Annotated in this window: 17 protein-coding genes and 1 pseudogene; 10 read left to right on the top strand and 8 right to left on the bottom strand. The window is 57.0% G+C overall.

Going from position 1 to position 18,792, the window contains the following annotated elements:
* Nucleotides 1-37: 37 nt before the first annotated feature.
* Genes dam through trpS form a run of 4 tightly spaced genes read left to right on the top strand, consistent with a single transcriptional unit; the run spans nucleotide 38 to nucleotide 3,320 of the window.
* On the top strand, nucleotides 38-850 hold the full coding sequence (gene dam / locus KK102_RS19590) for an adenine-specific DNA-methyltransferase (RefSeq protein ID WP_080329033.1): 813 nt from the start codon (nucleotides 38-40) through the stop codon (nucleotides 848-850).
* A 41-nt stretch (nucleotides 851-891) separates the two neighbouring features.
* Nucleotides 892-1,569, top strand: coding sequence for a ribulose-phosphate 3-epimerase (gene rpe, locus KK102_RS19585; RefSeq protein ID WP_010436362.1), 678 nt, complete (start codon nucleotides 892-894; stop codon nucleotides 1,567-1,569).
* Complete coding sequence (gene gph / locus KK102_RS19580) at nucleotides 1,562-2,323, top strand: phosphoglycolate phosphatase (protein WP_126545838.1); 762 nt, start codon at nucleotides 1,562-1,564, stop codon at nucleotides 2,321-2,323. The genes rpe and gph overlap by 8 nt, the downstream gene beginning before the upstream one ends.
* Nucleotides 2,316-3,320 (top strand): tryptophan--tRNA ligase, encoded by a 1,005-nt coding sequence (gene trpS, locus KK102_RS19575; RefSeq protein ID WP_126545837.1) that lies wholly within the window; start codon nucleotides 2,316-2,318, stop codon nucleotides 3,318-3,320. The genes gph and trpS overlap by 8 nt, the downstream gene beginning before the upstream one ends.
* 146 nt (nucleotides 3,321-3,466) lie before the next feature.
* On the opposite strand, the gene KK102_RS19570 is transcribed toward trpS, so the two are convergent.
* The 4 genes from KK102_RS19570 to nirB all read right to left on the bottom strand — a co-directional run bounded on the left by KK102_RS19570 (nucleotide 3,467) and on the right by nirB (nucleotide 8,150).
* The gene (locus KK102_RS19570; RefSeq protein WP_127732476.1) at nucleotides 3,467-3,637 is read right to left on the bottom strand and encodes a YhfL family protein; all 171 of its coding nucleotides are present in this window, start codon (nucleotides 3,635-3,637) and stop codon (nucleotides 3,467-3,469) included.
* Between the two features lie 137 nt (nucleotides 3,638-3,774).
* Nucleotides 3,775-5,148: a siroheme synthase CysG gene (cysG, locus tag KK102_RS19565; RefSeq protein WP_216358258.1), complete on the bottom strand. Its 1,374-nt coding sequence runs from the start codon at nucleotides 5,146-5,148 to the stop codon at nucleotides 3,775-3,777.
* A 135-nt stretch (nucleotides 5,149-5,283) separates the two neighbouring features.
* A complete protein-coding gene (gene nirD, locus KK102_RS19560) occupies nucleotides 5,284-5,610 on the bottom strand; it encodes a nitrite reductase small subunit NirD (RefSeq protein WP_126545835.1) in 327 nt (108 codons plus the stop codon).
* On the bottom strand, nucleotides 5,607-8,150 hold the full coding sequence (gene nirB / locus KK102_RS19555; RefSeq protein WP_126545834.1) for a nitrite reductase large subunit NirB: 2,544 nt from the start codon (nucleotides 8,148-8,150) through the stop codon (nucleotides 5,607-5,609). Before nirB ends, nirD begins: the two co-directional genes overlap by 4 nt.
* A gap of 239 nt (nucleotides 8,151-8,389) precedes the next feature.
* Here nirB and KK102_RS19550 point away from each other — a divergent pair.
* Nucleotides 8,390-9,713, top strand: a pseudogene (locus KK102_RS19550) (cytosine deaminase).
* On the opposite strand, the gene tsgA reads toward KK102_RS19550, so the two are convergent.
* A complete protein-coding gene (tsgA, locus tag KK102_RS19545) occupies nucleotides 9,710-10,894 on the bottom strand; it encodes an MFS transporter TsgA (RefSeq protein WP_126545832.1) in 1,185 nt (394 codons plus the stop codon). The pseudogene KK102_RS19550 and the gene tsgA sit on opposite strands and share 4 nt — an antisense overlap.
* A 278-nt stretch (nucleotides 10,895-11,172) precedes the next feature.
* On the opposite strand from tsgA, the gene ppiA reads away from it, so the two are divergent.
* From ppiA to argD, 4 genes are all read left to right on the top strand, one after another.
* Nucleotides 11,173-11,745 (top strand): peptidylprolyl isomerase A, encoded by a 573-nt coding sequence (gene ppiA, locus KK102_RS19540; RefSeq protein WP_010436347.1) that lies wholly within the window; start codon nucleotides 11,173-11,175, stop codon nucleotides 11,743-11,745.
* 106 nt (nucleotides 11,746-11,851) lie between these two features.
* Nucleotides 11,852-12,436 (top strand): putative adenosine monophosphate-protein transferase Fic, encoded by a 585-nt coding sequence (locus tag KK102_RS19535; RefSeq protein WP_216358256.1) that lies wholly within the window; start codon nucleotides 11,852-11,854, stop codon nucleotides 12,434-12,436.
* Between the two features lie 30 nt (nucleotides 12,437-12,466).
* Entirely contained in the window at nucleotides 12,467-13,030 is a 564-nt protein-coding gene (gene pabA / locus KK102_RS19530; protein WP_126545830.1) for an aminodeoxychorismate synthase component 2, read from the top strand.
* A gap of 87 nt (nucleotides 13,031-13,117) precedes the next feature.
* Nucleotides 13,118-14,338 carry a bifunctional acetylornithine/succinyldiaminopimelate transaminase gene (gene argD, locus KK102_RS19525; protein ID WP_216358255.1) on the top strand — a complete coding sequence of 407 codons (1,221 nt, stop codon included), beginning with the start codon at nucleotides 13,118-13,120 and terminating at the stop codon, nucleotides 14,336-14,338.
* Here the strand turns inward: argD and KK102_RS19520 are convergent.
* Both KK102_RS19520 and crp read right to left on the bottom strand, forming a co-directional pair.
* A complete protein-coding gene (locus tag KK102_RS19520) occupies nucleotides 14,335-16,422 on the bottom strand; it encodes a YccS/YhfK family putative transporter (RefSeq protein ID WP_216358317.1) in 2,088 nt (695 codons plus the stop codon). The genes argD and KK102_RS19520 overlap by 4 nt on opposite strands.
* A gap of 57 nt (nucleotides 16,423-16,479) precedes the next feature.
* Entirely contained in the window at nucleotides 16,480-17,112 is a 633-nt protein-coding gene (crp, locus tag KK102_RS19515) for a cAMP-activated global transcriptional regulator CRP (protein ID WP_000242758.1), read from the bottom strand.
* 311 nt (nucleotides 17,113-17,423) lie between these two features.
* Here crp and KK102_RS19510 point away from each other — a divergent pair, with 311 nt between their 5' ends.
* The gene (locus tag KK102_RS19510; protein ID WP_010436331.1) at nucleotides 17,424-17,828 is read left to right on the top strand and encodes an OsmC family protein; all 405 of its coding nucleotides are present in this window, start codon (nucleotides 17,424-17,426) and stop codon (nucleotides 17,826-17,828) included.
* Between the two features lie 87 nt (nucleotides 17,829-17,915).
* On the opposite strand, the gene KK102_RS19505 is transcribed toward KK102_RS19510, so the two are convergent.
* On the bottom strand, nucleotides 17,916-18,785 hold the full coding sequence (locus tag KK102_RS19505; protein ID WP_216358254.1) for a phosphoribulokinase: 870 nt from the start codon (nucleotides 18,783-18,785) through the stop codon (nucleotides 17,916-17,918).
* Between the last annotated feature and the right edge of the window lie 7 nt (nucleotides 18,786-18,792).

Raw genomic sequence — 18,792 nt, 5'->3', positions numbered from 1 at the left:
TCTCCACAGCCGGAGAAGGTGTAATCAGTTAGTCAGCATGAAAAAAAATCGCGCTTTTCTGAAATGGGCAGGGGGGAAATACCCCCTGCTCGACGATATTAAAAAGCACCTGCCGAAAGGCGAGTGTCTTATCGAGCCCTTCGTGGGCGCTGGATCGGTATTCCTGAATACCGATTTTTCGCGTTATATCCTGGCGGATATCAACAGCGATCTTATCAGCCTCTATAACATCGTTAAGCTGCGTACCGATGAGTATGTGGAAGAGGCGCGGAAGCTGTTTACGCCTGAGAACAACCAGCCTGACGTTTACTATCAGTTTCGCACTGAGTTTAATCAGAGCCAGGATCCGTTCCGTCGCGCACTGCTGTTCCTCTACCTCAACCGCCATGGCTACAACGGACTGTGCCGGTATAATCTGCGCGGTGAATTTAACGTGCCGTTTGGTCGCTACAAGCGTCCTTACTTCCCGCAGGATGAGTTGTACCACTTTGCTGAAAAAGCGCAGAATGCAGAATTCCACTGTCTCTCCTATGAGGAGTGCATGGAGCTGGCTGGCGTAAACTCGGTGGTTTACTGTGACCCGCCATACGCCCCGCTCTCTGCGACGGCGAACTTCACCGCCTATCACACCAACAGCTTCAGCCCTGCCGAACAGGCTCGTCTGGCGGAGATGGCGGAAAAGCTGGTCAGCAAAAGAATTCCGGTGTTAATTTCGAATCACGATACCCCTGATACGCGCGAATGGTACAAAGCCGCGAAGCATTTTCAGGTCAAGGTGCGGCGTAGCATTAGCAGCAACGGCGGCACACGTAAAAAGGTGGACGAACTTCTGGCTCTTTATCGCCCCTGAGCCGTTTTGCCCGCCGGTAAATACATTTCAAGGAGATGCGGATGAAACAGTTTTTGATTGCTCCCTCAATTCTGTCGGCCGATTTTGCCCGCCTGGGTGAAGACACCGCCAACGCACTGGCGGCTGGCGCGGATGTCGTCCATTTTGACGTTATGGATAACCACTACGTTCCCAATCTGACCATCGGTCCTATGGTGCTCAAGGCGCTGCGTAGCTACGGCATTACCGCACCGATTGACGTGCACCTGATGGTAAAACCGGTTGATCGCATCGTGCCTGACTTCGCCGCGGCGGGAGCCAGCATCATCACTTTCCACCCGGAAGCCTCCGAACACGTTGACCGCACGCTGCAGCTGATCAAAGAAAACGGCTGTAAAGCGGGCCTGGTCTTTAACCCAGCCACGCCGCTGAGCTACCTCGACTACGTGATGGATAAGCTGGACGTGATCCTGCTGATGTCCGTTAACCCAGGCTTTGGCGGCCAGTCATTCATTCCTCAGACGCTCGATAAGCTGCGTGAAGTCCGCCGTCGTATTGACGAGTCAGGTTACGATATTCGTCTGGAAGTGGATGGCGGCGTGAAAGTGAATAACATCGGTGAAATTGCGGCTGCGGGCGCGGATATGTTCGTTGCAGGCTCAGCGATTTTCGACCAACCGGATTACAAAAAAGTCATTGATGAAATGCGCCGTGAACTGGCGAAGGTAAGTCATGGATAAATTGCAGGCAACCCGGGGTATCGCATTTGACCTCGACGGCACGCTGGTCGACAGCGCGCCCGGCTTAACGAGCGCCGTCGATCAGGCGCTATATGCTCTCGAATTACCCGTAGCGGGTGAAGAGCGCGTGGTGACGTGGATTGGCAACGGCGCTGATGTGCTCATGGATCGCGCCCTGACCTGGGCGCGTCAGGAGCGCGCATCGCAGCGTGCTGCGCAGGGTAAACCGAGCGTCGATCACGCCGATATCCCTAAGGACGAGCAGCTGCGTATTCTGCGCAAACTGTTCGATCGTTTCTACGAAGAGACCGTCGAAGAGGGCAGCTTCCTCTTCCCGGACGTTCTGGAGACGCTGAGCGCTCTTCACGCCAAAGGTATCCCGCTGGGGCTGGTGACGAATAAGCCGACGCCGTTCGTTGCACCTCTGCTGGAAGCGCTGGATATCGCGAAGTATTTCTCCGTGGTTGTGGGCGGGGATGACGTGCAGAACAAAAAGCCGCACCCGGAACCGCTGCTGCTGGTGGCCGGAAAATTATCCTTAACGCCTGCGGAGCTGCTCTTTGTCGGTGATTCCCGTAATGATATTCTGGCTGCCAGAGCGGCAGGCTGTCCTTCCGTGGGATTAACCTATGGCTACAACTACGGTGAGGCCATCACGCTGAGTGAGCCGGACGTCGTGTTCGACCACTTCAAAGATTTGTTGCCCGCACTCGGGCTTTCGCACAGTGAACATCAGGAATTGAATAATGACTAAGCCCATCGTTTTTAGTGGCGCACAGCCTTCAGGTGAATTGACCATTGGTAACTACATGGGTGCGTTACGTCAGTGGGTCAGCATGCAGGATGACTACCATTGCATTTACTGCATCGTGGATCTCCATGCGATTACCGCGCGTCAGGATCCTGAGAAGCTGCGCAAAGCCACGCTGGATACCCTGGCTTTATATCTGGCCTGCGGTATCGATCCAGAGAAGAGCACCATCTTCGTCCAGTCTCACGTGCCGGAGCACGCGCAGCTGGGCTGGGCGCTGAACTGCTACACCTATTTCGGCGAGCTGAGCCGCATGACCCAGTTCAAGGATAAATCCGCGCGCTACTCTGAGAACATCAACGCCGGTCTGTTCGATTATCCGGTGCTGATGGCCGCTGACATCCTGCTGTATCAAACCAACCAGGTGCCGGTGGGTGAAGACCAGAAGCAGCATCTTGAGCTGAGCCGCGATATCGCCCAGCGCTTCAACGCGATTTACGGTGATGTGTTTAAAGTCCCAGAGCCATTCATTCCAAAATCCGGCGCGCGCGTGATGTCGCTGCTGGAGCCGACCAAGAAGATGTCCAAGTCTGACGATAACCGCAACAACGTTATCGGCCTGCTGGAAGATCCGAAATCGGTGGTGAAAAAGCTCAAGCGCGCGGTTACCGACTCCGACGAGCCGCCGGTAGTGCGCTACGACGTGCAGAACAAAGCGGGCGTCTCCAACCTGCTGGACATTCTCTCCGGCGTCACCGGCCAGAGCATCCCTGAGCTGGAAAAACACTTCGAAGGCAAAATGTACGGCCATCTGAAAGGCGAAGTGGCAGATGCCGTTTCCGGCATGCTGACCGAGCTGCAGGAGCGCTATAACCGCTACCGTAACGACGAAGCCTTCCTGCAGAAGGTGATGAGAGAGGGCGCGGAAAAAGCCAGCGCGCGCGCGTCCGAAACCCTGAAAGCGGTGTACAACGCGATTGGGTTTGTGGGTAAACCCTGAGTCTGCTTGCCGGGTGGCGCTGACGCTTACCCGGCCTACGGGATCGCGTAGGTCGGGTAAGGCGCAGCCGCCACCCGACTAAAAACGACGCTCCTCCAAAACAAAAAAAACCGGAACATCCCGGTTTTTTTACGCCTGTAAAACGCTTACTGCTGCGCCGCCGGGCCGCAGCCCCCGATGATCTTCGAAATGGAGATCGCCGGGTGCAGCAGGTAATCGTAGCTGCAGTTATTTTTGGTGTTTTGCACGTGACCGGTGCAGGCGGTCAGAGTCGATAACAGGCCAACCAGAACGGCGACTTTTGCCAGTTTGAACATATGCATTCCTTGTCTAAAAAATGGATGTAATACGAGGGAATAAATGGAAAAGTTCCACTATGCGGGCGGTATGTTATCGGTAGGCGTAAGAGGGGAGTAGTCCGCTTAAGGACTACTCGAAGAAGGGCGAATATGCGTTAGTGATTAGAGAACCAGTTGAGTTTTTCGCGCAGTTCAACCACACGACCCACAATAATCAGCGCCGGACTCTCTACCTGCCGCGCCAGTTCACCAAGCTGCGTCAGGACGCCATCCACCACGCGTTGCGTAATGGCGGTACCGTTTTCCACCAGCGCGACGGGCATATCTGCCTCCATGCCGTGCTCCAGCAGCTTCGCCTGAATAGTTGCGGCCTGATTAAGACCCATATAGAACACCAGCGTCTGCTTTTCGGCAGCAAGGTTGTGCCAGTCCAGTTCGCTGCCGGTTTTCAGGTGCCCCGTCACCAGGCGCACGCTCTGGGCGTAATCACGGTGGGTCAGCGGAATGCCAGAGTAGGCTGAACACCCGGACGCCGCCGTAATGCCCGGCACCACGGAGAACGGAATGCCCGCGTTGCACAGGGTTTCCAGCTCTTCGCCGCCGCGGCCAAAGATAAACGGATCGCCGCCCTTCAGGCGCACCACGCGCTTACCTTTTTGCGCTTCGCGCAGCAGGATCTGGTTAATCTCCTCCTGGGGCACGCAGTGGTAGCCCGCGCGCTTGCCGACAAAGACGCGGTCGGCGTCGCGGCGCACCAGATTCATGATGTCATCGGAGACCAGGCGATCGTACACCACGATATCCGCCTGCTGGATCTGCTGCAGCCCTTTCAGCGTCAGCAGACCTGCATCGCCGGGACCTGCGCCCACCAGCACCACTTCACCGCGGTGATCCAGCGGTTCGCTCAGCAGCTGTTCGGTCGTCTCTTCAACGGCTTTCGCGTCCTGATTCGCCAGCGACTGTGCCAGCCTGTCGTTCACAAAGAATTTTTCCCAGAAGCGGCGACGCTCGCCAACTGTGGAAAAAGTTTGCTTCACGCGGGTACGAAGCTGCCCGGCGTAATGGGCTATCTCACCAAGATGCTGGGGCAGCACGGCCTCCAGCTTTTCCCGCAGCAGGCGGGCGAGAACCGGCGAGCGTCCACCGGACGATACCGCAATCATCAGCGGCGAGCGGTCGATAATCGACGGCATGATAAAGCTGGCCTCTTTCGGCGCATCCACCACGTTACAGAAGATGCGGCGCGCCTCGCAGGCGTCGCTCACGCGCTGGTTCACTTCATCGTTATCCGTCGCGGCAATGGTCAGCCAGCAGGTATCCAGCAGGGATTCATTAAACTCACCCTGTTCCAGCGTGAGCATCCCTTCCTGAGCCCAGACCTCAAACTGTGGGGCGAAGTCGAGGGCGTTGACGGTGAGTCGGGCGCCAGCCTCTAACAGCAGGCGCGCTTTGCGTTCAGCCACGTCGCCGCCGCCCACGAGCAGGCAGTCGCGGTTGCGTAATTGACAAAAAATCGGCAGGTGATCCACGACGTTACCTCGCAGCATTCATGGAGGGGGTAATAATTGACGTCAGGATAACAGCAGGAATCGTACAGAACATACGGTTTTTCCTGCCGTTACCCATAAGGGGTCATAAGCTTTTCGTATTGAAAAGGCGGGGGGTTAGTCTTTCAGCTGCACCTTGCCGTCCTTCACGCGGGCGTCGTAGTGCTTCACGGAGACATTTTCATCTTCCATGCAGCGTCCGTCAGTTAAGCTGAAACGCTGCTTTTTCAGCGGGCTGGCAACCCAAAGCTCACCCTGATGCTCGGCAATCAGCCCGCGAGAGAGCACGCTGGCCTCGAAGAACGGGTCGATATTGCTGATGGCAAAAACCTGTTCATCGTGGCGAGGGCGGAAAATCGCGACCTGCTCGCTGCCCAGCAGCGCGCACACGCCGGTGGCGGGGAGAATGTCGTTAATATCGCAAATGTCTATCCACTGGCTCATGCGTTTTCCTCCACCAGCGTCACCGGGATGCGTTCATACGGCGTTGCCGGACGATGCTGTTCGCGCTCCGGCACTACCTGCACGTTCGGGTCGCGCTGGGTGCTGTTGATAAAGTGTTTGAAGCGCGTCTGCGCCGCAGGCGTGTTCACGGTTTCAGTCCACTCGCAGATCACCGCCTCGCGCAGGCGAGCCATTTCGGCTTCCAGCTGTTCGTTCAGGCCCAGCTTGTCGTCGATGATGACGGACTTCAGGTAGTCGATGCCGCCTTCCAGGTTATCCAGCCAGGAGGCGGTACGGGTCAGCTTATCGGCGGTGCGGATGTAGAACATCATGAAGCGGTCGAGATACTGAATCAGCGTGTCGCGATCGAGATCCGCGGCCAGCAGGTCCGCGTGGCGTGGCTTCATCCCGCCGTTGCCGCAGACGTACAGGTTCCAGCCTTTCTCGGTGGCGATGATCCCCACGTCTTTACCCTGCGCTTCCGCACATTCGCGGGTACAGCCGGAGACGCCAAACTTCATTTTGTGCGGGGTGCGGATGCCTTTGTAGCGGTTCTCCAGCTCCACGCCGAAGCCCACGCTGTCGCCCACGCCGTAGCGGCACCAGGTGCTGCCCACGCAGGTTTTCGCCATGCGCAGCGCTTTGGCATACGCGTGGCCGGTTTCAAAGCCCGCTTCAATCAGCTGACGCCAGATTTCCGGCAGGTCGTCCTTCTGCGCGCCAAACAGGCCGATACGCTGGGAGCCGGTGATTTTGGTGTACAGGTTAAATTCCCGGGCGATACGGCCCACGGCCACCAGCCCTTCCGGCGTGATTTCGCCACCGGCGGAACGTGGGATGACGGAGTAGGTCCCGTCTTTCTGAATGTTCGCCAGGAAGTTGTCGTTGGTGTCCTGCAGCGGCGTGTGCTCCGGCTTGAGCACGTATTCGTTCCAGCAGGAGGCCAGCAGGGAGCCGACGGTCGGTTTACACACTTCACAGCCGTAGCCCTGGCCGTGCTTCGCCAGCAGTTCATCGAAGGACTTGATACCTTCCACGCGGATCAGGTGGTACAGCTCCTGGCGAGAATATGCGAAGTGCTCGCACAGGTTGTTGTTCACTTCGATGCCCTGTTTCGCCAGCTCGGCGTTCAGCACCTGAGTGACCAGCGGAATACAGCCACCGCAGCCGGTACCGGCTTTGGTTTCCGCTTTTAGCGCCGCCACGGTGTGGCAGCCCTTGTTGATGGCGGAGATCAGCATGCCTTTGGTGACGTCGAAGCAGGAGCAAATCTGCGCGCTATCCGGCAGTTTATCCACGCCGATAGACGGCTTGCCGCTGGAGGCGTGCGCCGGGAGGATCAGCGCGTCCGGGTTTTCCGGCAGCTCGATGGCGTTAAGCACCAGCTGGAGCAGGTTGCCGAAGTCGCTGGTGTCGCCCACCAGCACCGCGCCGAGCAGGGTTTTGTTGTCCTGGCTGACGATGAGGCGTTTGTAGACCTCTTTGCTTTCGTCGAGATAGACATAGCTGCGGGAGTTCGGGGTGCGGCCGTGCGCATCGCCAATACCGCCTACGTCCACGCCCAGCAGCTTCAGCTTGGCGCTCATGTCTGCGCCGGTGAAGGCGTTTTCGGCGCCGAGAATGTGGTCAACGGCGACCTGCGCCATTTTGTAGCCTGGCGCGACCAGCCCGTAAACGCGGTTGTTCCAGCTGGCGCATTCGCCGATGGCGTAGATATCCGGATCGGAGGTCTGGCAGGTATCGTTAATCATGATCCCGCCGCGCTGCGCCACGGCCAGCCCGCACTGGGTCGCCAGCTTGTCGCGCGGACGAATACCGGTGGAAAAGACGATGAAGTCCACTTCCAGCTCGCTGCCGTCTGCAAAGCGCATGGTTTTACGCGCCTCTGTGCCTTCCTGGACAATCTCTTTGGTGTTCTTGCTGGTGTGAACCTTCACGCCCATGCTCTCGATTTTACGACGCAGCTGGTCACCGCCCATGTGGTCCAGCTGTTCGGCCATCAGCATCGGGGCAAATTCGATGACGTGGGTTTCAACGCCGAGGTTTTTCAGCGCGCCAGCCGCTTCCAGACCCAGCAGCCCCCCGCCGACCACCGCGCCGCGCTTGCTGCGACGGGCGCAGGATTCAATGGCGTTGAGGTCTTCAATGGTACGATAAACGAAGCAATCCTGCGTTTCCGAGCCTTTGATCGGCGGGATCCACGGATAGGAGCCCGTCGCCATGATCAGCTTGTCGTAAAAAACCGTACGCCCGGCGCTGGAGTGGATCACTTTTTCCTGACGGTTGATGGTGATAGCGCGTTCGCCCACCAGCACTTTTACGCCATGCTTCTCGTAGAAACCTTCGCGCACCAGAGAGAGCTCTTCGGCGGTATGATGGGAGAAGTAGGAAGACAAGTGCACGCGGTCGTACGCCTTGCGGGGTTCTTCACAGAACACGGTAATGTCGAAACGGTCGGCGTCGGCTTTATCGAGAAGATCCTCAATAAAGCGGTGGCCGACCATGCCGTTACCGATGATAGCGAGTCTGACTTTGCTCATTTTTGCCTCGATTTCTTTTCTATTACTGCCTACCTTAACGATTCAGCAGGGGCACTTATTGATGCAAATCAAATACGCCTTCACCTACCCACAAGGTGGTATATGACTGATTTGTCAGGATTTTTATAAGTTATGGAATTTGCTGGCTTTTCGTATTCGTCGATTTTGTGTACAAAATAGAGTGCATTTTTTGAAAATGCGTACTCCTAAATATCAGCCGTGTTTTTCGGGAGAAAGGTATGTCTACAACACCGCTTTGGCTTGTCCAGAATGTTCGCTTACCGGGTCGGGAAGGGCTGTGGCAAATCGCCATCGAGAACGGTCGTTTTGGTGATATCACACCAATGGATGATACCCATGCCGAAAGTTACGAAATCCTGAATGCGCGCGGCGGGCTGGCGATCCCGCCGTTTATCGAGCCGCATATCCATCTCGATACCACCCAGACGGCGGGGGAGCCAAACTGGAACCAGTCCGGCACCCTGTTCGAAGGTATTGAGCGCTGGGCCGAGCGCAAGGCGCTGCTCAGCCATGAGGATGTGAAAGCGCGCGCCTGGAAAACGCTGAAGTGGCAAATCGCCAACGGCATCCAGTTTGTCCGCACCCATGTGGATGTCTCTGATCCGACGCTCACCGCCCTGAAGGCGATGCTGGAGGTGAAGCAGGAGGTCGCGCCGTGGGTGACGCTGCAAATCGTCGCATTCCCGCAGGAGGGGATCCTCTCCTATCCGAACGGCGCGGCGCTGCTGGAAGAGGCCTTAACGCTGGGGGCCGACGTGGTGGGGGCAATCCCGCACTTCGAGTTCACCCGCGAGTATGGCGTGCAGTCGCTGCACATCGCTTTTGAGCTGGCGAAGAAGTATGACCGCCCGCTGGATATCCACTGCGACGAAATTGACGACGAACAGTCGCGGTTTGTCGAGACGGTGGCGACGCTGGCATATGAAGCAGGCATCGGTCCGCGCGTGACGGCCAGCCATACTACCGCCATGCACTCCTACAACGGCGCGTACACCTCGCGGCTGTTCCGCCTGCTGAAAATGTCAGGGATTAACTTCGTCGCTAACCCGCTGGTGAACATCCACCTGCAGGGGCGCTTTGATGACTACCCGAAACGCCGCGGCATCACCCGAGTGAAAGAGCTGCAGGACGCGGGCATTAACGTCTGCTTCGGGCATGACGACGTCTTCGACCCGTGGTACCCGCTCGGGACCGGCAACATGCTGCAGGTGCTGCATATGGGGCTGCACGTCTGTCAGATGATGGGCTATCCGCAAATCGACAGCGGCCTGAATCTCATCACCCACAACAGCGCCCGGACCTTTGGCCTGAGCGATTACGGTATTGTCACGGGAAACCCGGCGAACCTGATTATCCTGCCTGCGGAGAGCGGGTTTGAAGCGGTGCGCTGCCAGGTGCCGGTGCGCTGGTCGATTCGTCAGGGGCGGATTATTGCCACCACGCAGCTGGCGCAGACGTGGATACAGATGGATACCGGAGGAGAAGAGGTGAGTTTCGCCAGAAACAGCCCCTCTGCGTAATGCAAAGGGGCGCAGGGCTTAGTGCGATGCCGCTGCCGCGTTATGCTGGCGGTGGCGGGTCACAAAGCCCAGGATGAAGCACATGATGAACACCACGGCGTACAGACCGTTCGCGGTGTGCAGCGCGGCCAGCGGGCCGCTGTGAGCAACGATCGGGCCCGTCACCACGAAGGTCAGCATGGTGCCGATGGTGCCGCAGGTCAGAACGAAGTTAACCAGCTTCGGCGAGGCCACTTTGGTCTGCAGAGAGCCCAGGGTGATGATCGAGGTGTAGATCGCGCTGGAGAAGAAGCCCAGGGTCAGAATGAACCACGGCATATGTTCCGGGGAACCGTTGATGAACAGATACATCAGCACGGTCGCCAGACCCGCCAGCACGGTCAGAATGCGCTGCAGGTCGAAGAAGCGCAGGATGAAGCTAAACGCCCACATGCCGAACATGTAAGACATCCAGAAATCGCTCACCAGCTTACCCGCGTCGTTCAGGCTCATGCCCAGACCTTTGGCGTATTCCGGTACCCAGGAGATAAAGCCCAGCTGGCCCAGGATATAGCACAGGGCGGCAACGGAGAGGAACAGCACGCCGATACCCCACTTCTCTTTCGCAACGGGCTCTGCGGTGGTTTGCGCTTTCTTGCCCAGCACCGGGAACTCGCAGCCGAAGGTCAGGATAAAGATCGCCACGTAGACCAGACCGATGCAGGCATAAACCCAGTACCACTCGATGCTGCGCGCCAGCAGAACGGCAGCCACCATCGGGAAGATCATTCCTGCCATGCTGAAGAAGGAGTCGGTAAACAGCAGGCGCGCGCCGCGCTGGCGGCCTTCATACATATGGGTAATCAGGAACGTACCGATCGACATGGTGATCCCGCTGACCAGACCGAGCACGAACATGGCGGCGGAGAACAGGGCGATGCTGTGGCTCAGCATCAGTCCCGCCACGGCGGCGAGCATCAGCACAAAACCAAAGCGCAGCTGGGTTTTCAGCGGCACGATTTCCATCAGCCAGGCATTCAGGAAGATTGAGATCAGGATCCCCGCGTTGAGGAAGGTGAAGGTGTTACTCATGCTGGAAACGGGCAGCTGGAAGTAGTCTGCGATATTTCCCATCACCATCCCGGTGACGATCACCAACGCGCCGGTCAGGGCGTAGGAGAAGAAGCTGATCCATGTGAGCTTGATGCGATTGCTGTTAGTCATGTCTGGCCTGTTCAGAAAAAGAAAAGCGCCGGGAAGGCGCTGAGAGCGGGCAGATTTTAGACTTGAAAGTGATCTAATTAAATCTTTTCAGAAAATATTGATCACATTTGCATATTTTTGTGTGATGCGGATCACGTAAAATGGCGCCATTACCAATCGTTTGCGCGGTAACAACTGTTTCAATTTCGTAAAATTAGGTAAAAGGCTGGTCTCCGTTCATACTGCTCTTTAGAATCAAGCCATTCGCTTTTTATACTGCGCTTTGTTAAGGAATTCTCATGCTCAAATCAACACTGGCGGCTGTTGCAGCTGTGTTTGCTCTTTCTGCCGTTTCCCCTGCTGCGCTGGCAGCCAAGGGTGACCCTCACGTCCTGCTGACCACCTCTGCCGGGAATATTGAGCTGGAACTGAACAGCCAGAAAGCCCCTGTTTCTGTGAAAAACTTCCTCGACTACGTGAACAGCGGGTTCTACAACAACACCACCTTCCACCGCGTGATACCGGGCTTTATGGTGCAGGGCGGCGGTTTCAACGAGCAAATGCAGCAGAAACAGCCAAACCCGCCGATTAAAAACGAAGCGGACAACGGCCTGCTGAACAAGCGCGGCACCATCTCGATGGCACGTACCGCCGATAAAGACAGCGCGACCAGCCAGTTCTTCCTCAACGTGGCGGATAACGCCTTCCTTGACCACGGCCAGCGTGACTTTGGCTATGCCGTCTTCGGTAAAATCGTGAAAGGAATGGACGTGGCCGACAAGATTTCTCAGGTGCCTACTCACGACGTCGGCCCGTATCAGAATGTCCCGTCAAAACCGATCGTTATCCTCTCCGCGAAAGTTCTGCCGTAACGCTTCTGAACGCGGGTTTCTTCTGCCCGCGTCATGTAGCCCTCCCTGCGAAAGCGCGTTTTGCTGCTTATACTTGTGGCAAACGGACTATTCAGGGAGGCGTTAAGTGAAAAAACTCACCGACAAGCAAAAATCCCGTCTCTGGGAACAGCAGCGTAGCGTCAATTTGCAGGCCAGTTGTCTCCTTGAAAAAGGTCATGGTCCTTCAGCGCCCCACATCGAAACGCTTGAGCTTGGGCCATCCGCGCCCGGGTTGCCCCATCTGTGCCTGATTCACCGCCATCTGTACCGCAGCGAGATGAAGCGGGCAGGCGAATTCCGTACCGACGATATTTTTAAGGGTGACATTCCCTTCTGCCATTTCGAGTACATCGAGAAGATGGGCAACGAGCTGATGGCGGCGCTTGAAAGCGAAAAGTATCTTGTGGGTCTTGAGAAGGCGGCGTTTGTTGACCGGGTTAGCCACTATTACTGCGAAATCAACATGCTGCATCCCTTCATGCGCGGCAACGGTATTGCCCAACGCGTCTTCTTTGAGCAGTTGGCGATCCACGCGGGCTACGCGCTGGACTGGCGCGATATCGATCCTGAGCAGTGGGTGGCGGCTAACCGCAGCGGCGCAACGGGTGATTTATCCGCGCTAAACGCTATCTTTGCCAAAGTAGTGAGCGAAGCGCGGGAATCTGAGTAGAATAGGGCGGCATTTTTTTCGGGAGCCGCCATGATTCTGCTGATTGATAACTACGATTCCTTCACCTGGAACCTTTACCAGTATTTTTGTGAACTGGGTGCAGAGGTGGTTGTCCGCCGTAATGATGACCTCACCCTGGCCGATATCGATACGCTGGCCCCGCAGAAAATCGTCATTTCGCCGGGGCCGTGTACGCCCTCGGAATCGGGCATTTCTCTGGAGGTTATCCGCGACTATGCAGGCAAACTGCCGATCCTGGGCGTCTGCCTGGGCCATCAGGCCATTGCCCAGGCGTTTGGTGCCACCATCGTGCGCGCTGCGAAAGTGATGCACGGGAAAACCTCTCCGGTCACCCACACCGGCACGGGCGTATTCACGGGGCTTAATAATCCGTTAACCGTGACGCGCTACCATTCTCTGGTCATTGACCCACCGACGCTGCCCGCCTGCTTTGAGGTCACCGCCTGGAGCGAGACGCAGGAGATCATGGGGATTCGCCACCGCGAGTGGGATCTCGAAGGCGTGCAATTCCATCCGGAAAGCATCCTCAGCGAGCAGGGACACGCGCTGCTGGCAAATTTCCTCAATCGCTGAATATCTGTTGCCTTGCTTTGATTTTTTATGCATATTTTGTGAGTATATTTTCACAATCACTGTGACATAAAAATGGATGGTCATGACATGGCAACTGAACAACCAGCAATTACCCGTGCAACATTTGATGAAGTGATCCTGCCGATTTATGCACCGGCTGAGTTTATCCCGGTGAAGGGAAAAGGCAGCCGCGTCTGGGATCAGCAGGGCAAAGAGTATGTTGATTTCGCGGGCGGGATTGCGGTGACGGCGCTGGGCCATTGCCATCCCGCGCTGGTGGAGGCGCTGAAAACCCAGGGCGAAACCCTGTGGCACACCAGCAACGTGTTCACCAACGAACCGGCGCTGCGCCTGGGGCGTAAGATCATCGATGCCACGTTTGCCGAGCGCGTGCTGTTTATGAACTCCGGCACCGAAGCCAACGAAACCGCCTTTAAGCTGGCGCGCTACTACGCCACCACGCGCCACAGCCCGTACAAAACCAAAATTATCGCCTTCCACAATGCCTTCCACGGACGCTCCTTCTTTACCGTCTCCGTTGGCGGCCAGCCGAAGTATTCAGACGGCTTTGGCCCGAAACCGGCAGACATTGTCCACGTGCCGTTTAACGATCTGCATGCCGTGAAAGCGGTAATGGACGACCACACCTGCGCGGTGGTGGTCGAGCCTATTCAGGGCGAAGGCGGCGTGACCGCAGCGACGCCGGAATTCCTGAAAGGCCTGCGCGAACTGTGTGACGAGCATCAGGCGCTGCTGGTCTTTGATGAAGTGCAGTGCGGCATGGGGCGCACCGGGGATCTGTTTGCCTATATGCACTACGGCGTGACGCCGGACATCCTGACCAGCGCCAAAGCGCTCGGCGGCGGTTTCCCGGTGAGTGCGGTACTGACGACGCAGGAGATTGCCTCCGCGTTCCACGTCGGCTCTCACGGCTCTACCTACGGCGGCAACCCGCTGGCGAGCGCCGTGGCGGGTGCCGCGTTTGATATTATCAATACGCCTGAGGTGCTGAACGGCGTTAGCGCGAAGCGTGAGCTGTTCGTGAAGCATCTCCAGCAGATTAACGATGAATATGATGTTTTCAGCGAGATCCGCGGCATGGGGCTGCTGATTGGCGCCGAGCTGAAGCCGCAGTTCAAAGGCCGCGCGCGTGATTTCCTGCACGCCGCCGCGCACGAAGGGGTAATGGTGCTCAATGCCGGACCTGACGTGATGCGCTTTGCGCCGTCGCTGGTGGTGGAAGATAAAGATATTGAAGATGGATTAACCCGCTTTGCCGCGGCGGTCGCGAAGATCGTTAAAGTCTAATACTCGGTTCGCTTTAACCGGCGCGTTAACCAAATCCCGTGATGCGGGCGCTGACGCCATGCCACCGATGAAATGGTGTGCATGGTGTTCAAATGCCTCAAAACGCGCTGCAGATGCTGCTCAAGGGTGCTCATCGGCCCGTGGGTCAGCGTTTCAGGCGCTTCCAGAATATTCGAATCTCCCGATTCACCCGGCGAGTCATACTCCAGACGCTGCTGACACCTCTGCAACGCAATTTCACACGACTGCAAATAGCGCTGCGCCAGATCCGGCGTCAGCATCGTGTGCTCGCGCGCCAGCGTGGTCATGGCGTTAATGTGCTCGACGATAAACTGGCTGTGCGTCACCCACAGCTTCATGTCTGCAAGATAGTGCGAGTTAAACCCCGGCTCCTGCATCGCCTGATTGAGCGAGTTAAACAGCGCGTTATGCGCCTGGTTGACCTTCATCCGCTGGTAAGCCAGCGGGGAGGGCTGCGGATCGTCGCTGAGGATCAGGCGAATGGCCTGCTGGTCAGCTTCCAGCGCGTCATGGGCGTTCTGCCTGAGCAATCCGCTTTGCCACTGCGGCCACAGCCAGACCATACCGCCGAAGGCAATCAGGCAGCCAATCAGCGTATCGACCAGACGAGCCACGATAAACTGCTCGCCGTTGAGCGTGAGCAGCTGCAGGGTGTACACCGCCGTGACCGTAAAGCCCACCATCGCCCAGCCGTAATTTTTACGGATGATCAGATAGCTCACCATGGTGATCGCCAGCATCCCGACCAGCGTATAGCCTTCCGGCACGTGGAAGTGAAGCGTCACGCCCGCAATAATCAGCCCGGCTAGCGTTCCGCCAGCCCGGTGGAAGATACGCACTCGCGTGGCCCCGTAGCCGTTCTGCGTGACAAACAGCACGGTCATTAAGATCCAGTAGGGTTTCGGCAGGTGCAGCGCCATGCCCATCAGGCTGGCAATGCTCAGCATCACGCTTATCCGCGCCGCGTTGCGCAGGGCGGCGGATTTCAGTGACAGATAGCTTTTGAGCGCGGGCAGCAGCGGCAGACGTTTCTGCTTATCCGCCATCAGGTCGCGCGGATAAAGCGGGCGCTGCGTGCGCAACACGCGGGCGATGCGGCTGAAGTGCCAGGCGGCAAACTGGCCTACCGGGTTATCCGGATGCTGACGGGCGATTTTCTCCAGCGCGCCGAGCTGTTTATCCATGTTAAAACGCGTGGGGTAGCGGTGATAGAGAATATCGTCAGCCAGTACCCTAAGCCGCGCGGCGACGGTCTGGGCGTTCCAGCGGATCACCGCTTCGGCATGGCTGCGCTCTACCAGCTTTTGTACCTCCTGCGGGTGGTGAAGGCTAACGGAGATATGCTCCTGCAGGTCCAGCCCCACCTGGAAAGTGCGCAGCAGCCGTTTGTATTCGTGGTTCTTGTTGGCGGCAAGCATGTGCAGCTGCTGGTAGCACTGGCTTATCAGGTCGACAACCTTTTGCTGGCGCGTCAGCAGCGGCGGTAGGGATTTCTCCGGGTCGGTATGCTGGGTGAGCAGGGTGTATTTGGCTTCACAGTAATCCGCAAGCTGCACATAGAGCAGGCTCAGGGATTCACGCAGCGGCTGTTCCCGCCAGAGCCAAAACCAGAACCAGTTAAACACCCCGTACCAGAGCGTGCCAAGGGCGTAGATCAGCAGTGGCTCCCACACCGGCATATTCCCGGCGAGGCTCAGGGTGAAGATAGCCGCAATCAGCGAGGCGGGCAGCAGGCGCGCGTGCAGCGAGCTGATTTCCGCCGTCACGCCAAGCGTCATCGCCAGCACGGTCAGGATCAGCGGCAGCGGGATATCCCGAGCCAGTAAAAGCTGTACGGCGAGGCTACAGCCAGCAAACAGGCAGCCGCCGATAATCAGGCGTTTGAAAAAGCGCTTATGCGGCGTGTCCAGACCGGCGATGTTGCAGCAGGCGGGCACGAGGGAAAACAGCAGGCCTTGCTGGAGGTGTCCGAGGATCAGGCCCACGGCCACAGGAAGGCACAACACCAGCGTTTGTCGCAGTGCGTAGTTAACTTCCGGGTGATAGATCAGCCTGCGCCACATGGGGAGTAGAGACAAAAACGGCGTGACACCTTGCGATGGCACGCCGTTTGAGCGGAATTAACGCGTTCCGTAAACCACGATGGTTTTACCGTGGGCGGAGATCAGGTTCTGGTCTTCCAGCATTTTCAGGATACGGCCCACTGTTTCACGGGAGCAACCGACGATCTGACCAATTTCCTGGCGGGTAATTTTAATTTGCATGCCGTCAGGGTGGGTCATGGCGTCTGGCTGTTTCGCCAGGTTCAGCAGGGTCTGCGCGATACGGCCGGTCACGTCCAGGAAGGCGAGGTTACCCACTTTCTCAGACGTCACCTGCAGACGGCGCGCCATCTGGGAAGAAAGACGCATCAGGATGTCAGGGTTAACCTGAATCAGCTGACGGAATTTCTTGTAAGAAATTTCAGCCACTTCACATGCTGTCTTTGCACGAACCCAGGCGCTACGTTCCTGGCCCTCTTCAAACAGGCCCAGTTCACCGATGAAATCGCCCTGGTTCAGATAAGAAAGGATCATCTCTTTCCCTTCTTCATCTTTGATCAGCACTGCCACCGAGCCTTTAACGATGTAATACAACGTTTCCGCTTTTTCACCCTGGTGAATCAGCGTGCTCTTCGATGGGTACTTATGAATGTGGCAATGAGACAAGAACCATTCGAGAGTCGGGTCTGTTTGCGGTTTGCCAAGCACCATGCGCTGTTATCCTCTGTTATAAGCTGTCACCAGAGTCATAAGATGCATCCGGACTCTGGGGTTGCAATCGAATTCTTACCCATACCCTGGGAAGTCGGCTGTCGTAACGTTTCGCAGCCAGTAAAGTTTGATGTCCTCTGCATACATGTGTAACGTCAATGTATTACTGTAGCATCCAGAGTGTTTTAGCATAGCTTTTGCCGCGTGTCTCCTGGTGTCTCGCTTCAGCATGATGCAGGTCGCCTTCCGTTGCGAGAAATGTAATGCACGCGTAATCTGTCACCAAAAATGCAACGTTGGAGTTAATGAATATGCAAGCGCGTGTGAAATGGGTTGAAGGTTTAACGTTCCTGGGCGAATCCGCTTCTGGACATCAGATTTTGATGGACGGTAACTCCGGCGACAAAGCCCCAAGCCCGATGGAGATGGTGCTGATGGCGGCGGGCGGATGCAGCGCAATTGACGTGGTGTCGATTTTGCAAAAAGGTCGTCATGATGTGACCGATTGCGAAGTGAAGCTTACTTCCGAACGCCGCGAAGAGGCGCCACGCCTGTTCACGCACATTAATCTGCACTTTATCGTGACCGGTAAAGAACTGAAAGATGCCGCAGTATCACGCGCCGTAGACCTTTCTGCGGAGAAATACTGCTCTGTGGCGTTAATGCTGGAGAAAGCGGTAAAAATCACGCATTCGTATGAAGTGATCGAGGCTTAAAAACAAAGCCCGGTGGCGCTGCGCTTACCGGGCCTACAACTGCACGAACGTAGGCCGGATAAGCGAAGCGCCATCCGGCAACAGACGTCACGCAATCTGCTTCCCCTCCATCAGTCGCTCCACCAGCGGCGTCATGATGAGCTCCATCGCCAGCCCCATTTTTCCACCCGGCACCACTAACGTATTCATGTGTGAAATAAACGAGCCCTGCAGCATCGCCAGCAGCCAGGGGTAATCAATGCCTTCGAGATTGCGGAAATGGATCACCACAAAGCTCTCATCCAGCGACGGGATGCTTTTGGCGGCAAACGGGTTGGAGGTATCCACCGTCGGCACGCGCTGGAAGTTGATGTGGGTGCGGGAGAACTGCGGCGTCAGGAAGTTGATGTAATCCTCCATGGAGCGCACCACCGAGTCCATCACCGCTTCGCGAGAATGCCCGCGCTCGCTCATGTCACGCGTCAGCTTCTGGATCCATTCAAGGTTAACAATCGGCACCACGCCGACCAGCAGATCCACGTGACGCGCGACGTCGTGTTGAGGCGTGACCACGCCGCCGTGTAGCCCTTCGTAAAACAGCACGTCGGTCGGCTCCGGCAGCGGCTGCCACGGGGTGAACGTCCCCGGCACCTGATTCCAGGGAACCGCTTCGTCGTAGGTGTGCAGGTATTTGCGGGACTGCCCTGTCCCACTCTGCCCGTATTCGCGGAAGGTTTGTTCCAGCAGGCTGAAATCGTTGGCTTCCGGCCCAAAATAGCTGATGTGCTTGCCCAGATCGCGCGCCTTGCGGATGGCCATGTCCATTTCCGGGCGCGTATAGCGGTGAAAGCTATCGCCCTCCACTTCTGCCGCCCGGAGATTCAGCTGTGCGAAAATCTTGCGAAAGGCGAGGCTGGTGGTGGTGGTACCCGCACCACTTGAGCCCGTTACGGCAATAACCGGATGTCTGGCAGACATAGCAACT

This window comes from Enterobacter quasimori, from assembly GCF_018597345.1.
GTDB classification, from domain to species: Bacteria; Pseudomonadota; Gammaproteobacteria; order Enterobacterales; family Enterobacteriaceae; genus Enterobacter; species Enterobacter mori.
This window is presented reverse-complemented; position numbering and strand designations above follow the sequence as displayed.